Source organism: Aliiroseovarius sp. ABM4_368 (genome assembly GCF_056161205.1).
Genome location: NZ_JBSWYR010000031.1, coordinates 1 through 290, shown reverse-complemented (window position 1 = coordinate 290; position 290 = coordinate 1). Strand labels below are relative to the sequence as shown.

Sequence of the window (290 nt, the reverse complement as noted above, 5' to 3'; positions counted from 1 at the left end):
CGGCTCCGACACCTGCTGCGGGTTCGATCACGATGAATGCCGATGGCACGATCACGGTTGCCCCCGGCACGACGGCTGGCAGCTATAGCTATCCCTATGAGATCTGTGAGATCCTGAACCCGACCAACTGCGACACGGCGACGGCGACTGTCGTAGTGGACCCAGCCCCGATTGATGCAGTGGACGATACCATGGCACCGATCAATGGTTTTGCGGGTGGTGACACCCCGTCGGTTCTGGATACAGACACGCTGAATGGCGCGGCTGTTGATCCTGCAGATATCACGCTG

At 59.7% G+C, this 290-nt stretch carries 1 protein-coding gene; it reads left to right on the top strand.

The window, feature by feature from the left end; genetic code table 11:
- On the top strand, nucleotides 1–290 hold a 290-nt coding region (locus ACXAH3_RS16500), incomplete at both ends, for a hypothetical protein (protein ID WP_474863364.1).